This is a genomic window from Natrialba sp. SSL1 (assembly GCF_001861355.1).
GTDB lineage: Archaea > Halobacteriota > Halobacteria > Halobacteriales > Natrialbaceae > Natrialba.
This window is the reverse complement of the sequence record NZ_MASN01000005.1, coordinates 1-8558: the sequence shown is the minus strand read 5'-3', so window position 1 is coordinate 8558 and position 8558 is coordinate 1. Positions and strand designations below refer to the sequence as shown.

At 53.0% G+C, this 8558-nt stretch carries 7 protein-coding genes and 1 pseudogene; 2 read left to right on the top strand and 6 right to left on the bottom strand.

Annotated features, from left to right (window positions below; translation table 11 throughout):
- Window positions 1-65: 65 nt before the first annotated feature.
- Window positions 66-551 (top strand): annotated as a pseudogene (locus BBD46_RS23470) (M20/M25/M40 family metallo-hydrolase); the annotation flags it as partial.
- A 179-nt stretch (window positions 552-730) separates the two neighbouring features.
- Here BBD46_RS23470 and BBD46_RS02405 read toward each other — a convergent pair.
- Together BBD46_RS02405 and BBD46_RS02400 are read right to left on the bottom strand one after the other, a co-directional pair.
- Window positions 731-1789, bottom strand: a complete 1059-nt coding sequence (locus tag BBD46_RS02405) for a dipeptide epimerase (protein ID WP_071400177.1) — start codon at window positions 1787-1789, stop codon at window positions 731-733.
- Window positions 1786-2835 carry a DUF1611 domain-containing protein gene (locus BBD46_RS02400; protein WP_071400176.1) on the bottom strand — a complete coding sequence of 350 codons (1050 nt, stop codon included), beginning with the start codon at window positions 2833-2835 and terminating at the stop codon, window positions 1786-1788. Before BBD46_RS02400 ends, BBD46_RS02405 begins: the two co-directional genes overlap by 4 nt.
- Window positions 2836-3009: 174 nt before the next feature.
- Between BBD46_RS02400 and BBD46_RS02395 the strand changes: the two genes are divergently transcribed.
- Window positions 3010-3732, top strand: coding sequence for a helix-turn-helix domain-containing protein (locus tag BBD46_RS02395; RefSeq protein WP_071400178.1), 723 nt, complete (start codon window positions 3010-3012; stop codon window positions 3730-3732).
- A gap of 45 nt (window positions 3733-3777) precedes the next feature.
- Here BBD46_RS02395 and BBD46_RS02390 read toward each other — a convergent pair whose 3' ends face one another.
- From BBD46_RS02390 to BBD46_RS22895, 4 genes are all read right to left on the bottom strand, one after another.
- Entirely contained in the window at window positions 3778-4911 is a 1134-nt protein-coding gene (locus BBD46_RS02390) for a mandelate racemase/muconate lactonizing enzyme family protein (RefSeq protein WP_071400175.1), read from the bottom strand.
- Complete coding sequence (locus tag BBD46_RS02385; RefSeq protein WP_071400174.1) at window positions 4908-6452, bottom strand: M81 family metallopeptidase; 1545 nt, start codon at window positions 6450-6452, stop codon at window positions 4908-4910. Before BBD46_RS02385 ends, BBD46_RS02390 begins: the two co-directional genes overlap by 4 nt.
- 57 nt (window positions 6453-6509) lie before the next feature.
- Window positions 6510-8114, bottom strand: a complete 1605-nt coding sequence (locus BBD46_RS02380; RefSeq protein WP_071400173.1) for an N-acyl-D-amino-acid deacylase family protein — start codon at window positions 8112-8114, stop codon at window positions 6510-6512.
- Window positions 8115-8283: 169 nt separating this feature from the next.
- A partial coding sequence (locus BBD46_RS22895; RefSeq protein ID WP_216094814.1) for a hypothetical protein occupies window positions 8284-8558 on the bottom strand: 275 nt, incomplete at its 5' end.

Genomic DNA, 8558 nt, shown 5'->3' with positions numbered 1-8558 from the left:
GAACAGCTCGCTACCACCATCCAACCGACTGCTGAGGCTTAGCTAAAGACCAATGCTATCCTACACTCAATATAAACGGACGTGTAAGTGGCCATAGTGACAAGGGGTTTAAAACGATCGTTCCCACGACGGCATCGGCCACGATTGATATACGGCTCGTCGTTGATCAGGAGCCGGATGAGATCTATGAGAAGGTTGTTAACCATATCGACGAACACGCATCGGAGCGTGTATCAACGACCGTTTCTCGACTCGGGAGCATGCACCCGACGCGGATACCCGTCGATTCACCATATTGCGAGCCAATCATGGACGCTGTGGCCGACGGTTGGAATCAAGAGCCGATTGTGAAACCGTCATCGGGTGGGTCGGCGCCATACGCACTATTCACAAACTACCTGGAGCTACCACATATTAGCATTCCCTACGGGCAGCAGGACAACAATCAGCACTCTCCAGACGAGCATTTCGCAGTCGAACACTTTGAAAAGGGTATTCGGACAAGTGCACGTGTCCTCACTGCCGTTAGTAGTGAGTTGTCTTCGAAGTAATACGATCTGCAACGTTCTTCACAAAAGCACTGCAGTGGAATGCTGTCAAGACATCGTCAAAACACTACCTTAGTACAGCACACGAAATATATCAGTTAGGGTATTGAAGATGGCGAGCAACGATCTTCAGGAGACTACAGCATGTAGCAGCCACAAAAGAACCGATAACAGTCCAAGGATCAACCGCGAATAGGTGTATCAACCCCATGTCCAGGTCCAGAGATATCGATCATTGGGCCAGTATCCTCGATAACATCGGCGTCGAGTAGCCGATTTCCGTCAAGATCAACATATGAGAAAGCGTCAGTTCCTGCAACGACATGAGCGGCTGTGTGGATTGCGACCGCGCTTTCGAGCATACACCCGATCATCAGGTCGACATTCGCGGCTTCAGCAATATCAATAATAGCCAGAGCGTCAACCAATCCTGACTTGCCAAGTTTGAGGTTCATCACATCAACCGCGCCCTCACGAACTAATCGAATAGCATCACTGGGCGAGAATAATGACTCATCAGCAGCAATCGGTTCTGAAATCTGCCGGCTCGCCTTTTCGAGGCCCCTGATATCGTCGCGGTGGACTGGTTGTTCAATTAGGTCAAGTGTGAGGCCGTGGTCTCGCATTGCCTCGGCGAACCGTACTGTTTGCGCGACAGTCCACCCTTGATTAGCGTCAACCTTCAAGTTGGCACCGGGTGCCCCTTCTGCAACGGCGAGCATCCGGTCGATATCCGCTTTGACACTCGATCCGGCTTTCACTTTCAGGTGCTTGTATCCTTCGGCCGCTGCTGCTGCTGCTCGTGTTTCTGCCTCGTTAGTATCGACAATGGGAACAGTCATGTCTGTCTCGACCGGTGTCGATGTACCGCCAAACAGTTCAGCCATTGGTATCTCGAGCTCTCGACAACGTGCATCGATAACAGCTGTTTCTATAGCAAGACGGGCAGAGGATGTCGACGGGAACGAAGCCTTAAGATCCGAAGAGAGCCGTCGAAAGTCCGTTAAAGGCTCACCCTCAATCAAGTCACTCATCTCTCGAACGACCGCCATTGCAGATGCCTGGGTTTCCCCGGTAACTGGAGGAATTGGACTTCCTTCGCCATACCCTTCGGTTCCATCCTCGGTCTGAACCGTCGCTAGCAAGTTTGCAGCTTCGGTTTGCTTTCCGAGGGCGATTTCAAACGGCTCCTCGAGCGGATGATTGAAGGGGGTGACCGAGACATCGGTGATACGAGTCATTCGTCAACCACCTCCAGTGCGGCGTTGAAGAGACGAGACGTACCCGAGTCAGTGTAGACGTTCCCAGCCGGTATCCCATGACGATCAGCAACCGTCTCTTGATCGCCCCATGTCGAGATAGCAGCTACATCTGCATCAGATAGCTCGTTGATGAACTCTCTCTCGCGCTCGATCCCCCAGACCTCGAACCTCTCAAAGTGCGTCCGGGTAGTTCGGTCTGGATCGTCTACGAGAACAACAGCGTCAGGCCACGCTCCGTGGAGGATAGAAAGAGTCACGCCAGAATAGGCTCTATGGGAGAGCGAAGCTTGTCCCTCAACGAATACGATCTCGTGATCTTCAGCGACCTCGCAGACGAGGTCCTCAACCATCCCGGCCGTGAAGTCAGACGGAATCCGGTCGATCACGGCACCTCTATGCGCGCCGACCATGATCCCGGTTTGTCCAGTGGCCACCCACCCTGCATCTAATCCACGCTCGCAGGCTTCACGATACAGTTCGAACGTTGTTGTCCGCTTGCCAACCGCACAATCAGTCCCCATCGACAATACGACTGGGACATCGACGTCATCGACCCGTCCATCCCCAACTCGCAGTTCGTCGTCAGCCGGAGGCTTCCGAACATCGTAGAGTTCGACGCCGGCGTCAGCCGCAAGTGCCTGCCATTCTGAGTCTTCAGAGAGGAACGTGTGTAACCCAGAAACGATACTGCAGCCAGTACTCATTGCATCCTTTATGTCGTCAACCCATTCATCTGGGAGTTCGCCACCAGCTGGGGCGACACCGATAACAAGTGCTGCCGCATCTGGTGCCATCTCGAATGCCTCGGACATCGTTGCGGCAACAGGGATGTCGCCGTTTGTATCTGCTCCAAGCACATCCGAAGCGGTCGTCCCTGCCTGGGTCGAGTCAACAACCACCTCAACGTCGAATACCTCGCTATGTAGAGTTACTCCGTTCGCAGTCTTACCGCCTGTCTCTCCGAAGGAACCTTCTGCGAGTACAATCGCAGATGCTGGAATATCAAACTCATTTCTGAGGTTCATATCCCAAAGAGTAGGGGGCTAACCCAAAACCTCACACCCCATTATTCACGGGCCGCTTCGCAATACGTCCAAACTGGTCAACCGAACTACTACTGGTCCGTTACCCAGGATGATTCTAGTCTGTAACGTCCGTTAGAAATATATGTATCTACTCCGCTGTATGGTATGTTGGCAATGAGCAAGACCGAAAGAAGTACATCAGGGAGATTTCCAGAGGTACGGCTTCAACTGAAGATTTGGCATCCGGACTGCTGGACCTTACAGGTCACGGATCAGGTTTCGGCAGGACTTGTTGCCGACGGCGTCTATGAGGTTGACTCCAAGGTAAAGACACATCTCATTGCATACGGAGACCGAATTGAAGAGATCGACGAGCTGGTGGAAGTAGTTCGGGACTCACCGTTGACGGAAAGCGTGGCTGTCATGGAGAAGAACTACGACTTCGAAACTCGAACATCACCGCCAGGGAACGCGACACGCGAGTTGCTTGTCACCTACGAGCCAAATAATAGCATCCACGACGACTTCGTATCAAAAGGATTCATCCCTGATGAGCCTATCCGTGTAAAGGACGGGTACGAGTACTGGACTGTCGTCCATGATGGCCGACGGATGGATGTGGACTCCCAACTCGATGAAATCCGCGAGGAAAAAAATGCGGAGATCGAGATTTGGCGAATGGAAAAGCCGGATATCCTTAGGGGAAGTGGGACCCAGTTCGACGAACTCTCCGAACGCCAACGGGAAATCTTTCAACTCGCCCGACGTAAAGGATACTACACTTGGCCGCGAGAGGTCTCGGTAACCGAACTAGCTCAGGAGATTGACCTTTCGCAAGCGACAGTCTTAGAACATCTGCGGAAAGCCGAAGCGAAATTACTTGGAAAATCTTGGTGATCTACGCTATCATTTTCAATTGAGGGTGCCTGTTCTGGACAGATCTCAATCTACTCGAAGCCGTTCAATTGCCTCATGATCGGGCTCGACCCCAAGACCGGGTATTTCTGGAACAGTGAACGTCGGTCCGTCAACTTCCCACTGTCCGTCATTCTTGATGAGCGTGTCCTCAACGTACTGATTCATTACGCCAGTCGGGTAAGTTATTCGTGGAGTTGAGATTGTCAGGTGTGCGCTCGCTGCAGCGCCAATACCTAATTCAACCATACTTCCCATGAAGCAGGTGAGACTGTGTGCGCCAGCTACTGTGGCGACATCTTTCCCCCGGTGGAGACCGCCTGTTTTTGCTAATTTGATATTGATGATATCGGTCGCTTCATGTCGGGCGAGGTCGGCGACGTCACGGGGTGAGAACGCAGATTCATCGGCCAGAATTGGTGGATCGACTGCCTCACGAACCCGGCGGAGTCCGTCGCGGGAGTCATACGCTACAGGTTGTTCTACGAGTTCGAGTCCATCGGCTGCTACATCAAGTTCCCGAATCTTCCGGATCGCCTCCTCAGGATACCACCCTTGATTCGCGTCGATCCGGATTCGTGCATCTGGCACTACCTCAGCGATAGCCTCAATGCCGGCCAGTTCGGCTTCATGATCGGAACCACCGACCTTGACCTTAAAAGCGGTGAATCCCTTCTCTGCGGCGGTTGTAGCATCGGCCGCCATCTTGTCGGCCTCCATAATACCGATAGAGTAGTGCAGTGGGAACTCTCGCCTGAGGTTTTTCGGGCCACCAAGCAACTCATACACCGGAACTTCAACCCGTTTTCCAAGCGCATCGTGTAATGCGACATCAATACCGTATATTGGGAAAGTCTCACCCGAAAGCTGTGCCTCGAGGTCATCTACGATGCGCGCGATCCGATTTACTCGGCGACCTTCAACCGTCGACGCCAGTGTATCATTGATCAGGTCTGTACAGGCGCCTTGGGTAAGCCCGTGCGGCCAGGCCGCCTTCGGAGCGATCTCTCCATATCCGGGGATTCCAGCGTCGGTCTCGAGTCGAACGACTATGTGGTCGTGTGTATCCGACTGTTGGCCGGGCGCCGAAGAGAGACTTGTCTCGTACGCCTTCTCAACTGGAACAGACACTGGAATCGCGGTCATATCAGTGACTTTCATGCGTCATCCCTCCAAGAGGGGTATGCGTCGTCATCCATTTCATCTAGCGGAAACTTCGGCCGCTCGATATTCTGGTGGTCGAACTTTTGAGGGTCCACCGCAACCAGTCCCGGACTGTTCACAGGGATTACCTCGCTCGCCATGGGCTCATAATCTGCGCGATAGTGATTCGTGCTCTTTACGACGAGGATGTCCAATCGCTCCGGTTGGATTCCGAGATGGCGCCAGATTTCCGCATCGAGAGGCTGAATACGGTTCTCAACAAGGATCACCTCCACCTCATCGTCAGTACCCGTCTGCACCCTTACTCCACGACCGAGATCGTTTCGCGTCCCAGTTCCCATCGGTCCAGTATTCTGGAACTCTCCGTTGGTGATTGCCTTTACATACAGCTCAAGATCATCAATCGGCTTGCCGTGGCGATCATCCGTTTTCCCACCTAACGAAACCGTGATTCGTTCACCAACACCGGCATCAACTGCAGCTTCAACCACTTCAGGGTCATGAATGAGCGCAAAGCCTGCGTTTGTCGCATCCTGTTCTATGAGTTGCCGGAGAACAGTTGTCCCATCCGTAGCACCGCCACCGCCCGGATTGTCACCAAGATCAGCCATCACGATCGGGCCATCCTCTGCAACCCTATCGGCAACGAGATTCTTCGCGTGGGCGACAGCAGCTTCCGGTTCCAAATACTGGCCAATAAAGTCCGAGCGGCGGTCCCAGACCGTCTCAGCCACTTCACGCGCGGTCGACTGCGCCGCATCGATATCGCCGTCGGCGACGACCGAAATCGAGAAGCCCATTGAAGGAACGTCGGCTTGATGGAAGCCGGGGAAGACGTTAACCTTTAGGATGTCGCCATGCTGCTCCAGTTCTCGTGCATCCGACATGACTTCAGCCATCGGCCCTGCTCGAGTATTCTGTTTCGGTCCGAACGGAAGAATAGGAGGACGTTCGATCGTCATTACGGGATTGATCTCGCCATCAATCGTCCGCAGGAGAAGGTCCATCGCTTGCTCGCCAGTCGGACCCATGTCGGTATGAGGGTAGCTCTCGAATGCGATTAGTGCATCTGCTTCCTCAACCATTGTGTCTGTAATGTTTCCGTGCAGATCAAGCGTAACGACGATTGGTACTTCATCGCTGACAATGTCTCGAACGGCAGTGATTAGCGGTCCCTCGCCATCAGTGCCACCCTCCTGAACCATGGCGCCATGAAGCGAGAGAAACACCCCATCGATATCATCGATGTGCTCCCCTAGGTCTGAAAGGATGAGATCGGTATATAACTCGTAAGCTTCTGTTTTGACGAGCCCACTCGGCATCGCTGAGGCTGCAACGCTTGGAATGATGTTAGCTCCTTTGCTAGCAGCGACCGACATCGCTCCTCCAATTGTCGTGTTTGTATCTTTCAGTTCCTCAAGCACCTCGTCACCGATGTATTCGCGTCGCTGCTTGAAATGCTCCCGTGCTGTCGGGGTATCAGCGAATGTATTTGTCTCATGTGAGAACTCAGCGGCAAAGACTGTGAGTTGTCCCATAGGTGTGTGCTCCCCTCGAGGGAGTTAAACAAACCCCCAATAATGCTTTGGTCGTAGCTACGTCTCAGTATTGACACGAAGCGCTCGTCCTGGCGTAGCGCCGGTTGGTTCGCCGTTGCGTACGACAAACTCACCGTCAACGAGCACGTTCGAAATTCCACGTGGGGGACGAAGCGGATTCTCGTAAGTCGCACGGCTTGCAACTGTCTCCGGGTCGAAGACAACAATATCGGCATCCATCCCGGAACGAATAACGCCCTTCTGATGCAGTCCCATCGCCCGAGCCGGAAGCGATGTCATCTTTCGGATAGCCTCCTCCAGCTCAAGCGCGTTGCGTTTGCGGACGTACGTACCGAGCACCCGTGGAAATGTCCCGGCGAGACGAGGATGTGGTCGCCCACCGAATAGACCGTCAGTAGCAACATTGACCAAGTCCGTTTGGAGGATTTCTTCGACATCATCCGAGTTCATCATGTGGATGAGCATACTGACTGCGAGATCCTCTTCTACAAGCAGATCACAGACAACGTCAACAGGAGATGTGCCCCGCTCAGTCGCAATTTCCCGAATACTTCGGCCTTCGACGTGCTTGTTCTCTTCAGTCTGTACACTAGTGACGACAACGTTCTTCCAACCGGCCAGCCCCGCAGTGTTCTCCCATCCGTCAATTCGCCAATGGCGAATGTCACGCCTGATCCGCTCCCTGACCTCGTCGGTTTCGAGCAGTTCAATGGTCCGTTCTGGACCTTTAGAATGGACCCACGGCGGGAGAACTGCCGAGAGCATAGTACTCCCGGCAGTATAGGGGTACTGTTCGATAGTTATGTCAACTCCTCGTTGACGAGCAGTCCGAAGCAAAGCATTGCTTCTATTGACCTGATCGTGCTGTGCGGTTCCGGCGAGCTTGTAGTGTGACAGGTGAAGTGGAACGCCGCAGTCATCACCAATATCAACGAACTCATCGAGAGCATCCCAGATCCACCGACCCTCGCTACGCACGTGAGCAACAAATGGGCGACCGTACTCCTCCAACGCCGCTGCGAGTGTAGCAATTTCATTAGTATCCGCGTAGGTACATGGAGTATATATCAGACCGGTCGAAAACCCAATGGCGCCATCCTCTAGCCCCTCGACAATCAACTCACGCATCTCTTCAAGTTCGGCTGCTGTAGGATCGTCGTCCGACATTCCCATCACATTGAATCGAACAGTTCCATGGCCAACCAAAAGGGCGACGTGTGGACTCACTCCGGATGCTTCAACAGCATCGAGGTACTCATCAACGCTGTCCCACGTCCAGTCGGTATCGACTGTTCCAGCAAGGGCACCGAGTTGTTGGGACCACTCTTCTGCGCCACCCTCACGGTACATAGGTGCCATTGAGAAACCGTCTTGGCCGAGCACCTCTGTAGTGATTCCCTGACGCAGTTTTGGCTCCAGCGTAGGGTCCTCGAATAGTTCCAGATCAGAGTGAGAATGTGTATCAATGAATCCCGGTGCAACGATTTCACCGTCGGTATTGATGACTTCTTCTGCGTCTGGAACAGTACCTCGGTATATCCCATCGATACGTCCGTCCTTGATGCCAACGGCGCCGCGAAGCCATGGGGCGCCTGTCCCATCTACGATCTTTGCATTTGTCAAACAGCGGTCCAGTGTCATACCATCTGGTACGCGGTCCGACTTATAATCCCACCCCCATTAATTCTTGGCCGCGGTGGTCGACGCTGACCAGCGACAGTCAGTTCTACGAAAGCCAGGATCTGTGACCGCGGTTCTTTTCCTATGGTGACCTCTTAATTGAGATTTAGTATACCCAGAATACATATTGTTAGTACCTAGAGTCACTTGGCTTAATCACAAGGTTCACTGGCAGTAGTATTACATCCTCGACAAAAATCTGGAAGGAGATCTTCTGGTTGTCTCTCTTCCACACGCCATTAAAAACATCAAATTCCCTATATAATATGGTTCTAGATTCGAAGTAGAATATGTTCCCCACCAAAGATTTTAATAACATTGGATAGAAAGTCTGCCTTGTACTATGGCAGCAAGTGACGAGAATTCCGATAGCCGTAGGGGCTTTATGCGGAAAATGGGTGCCGC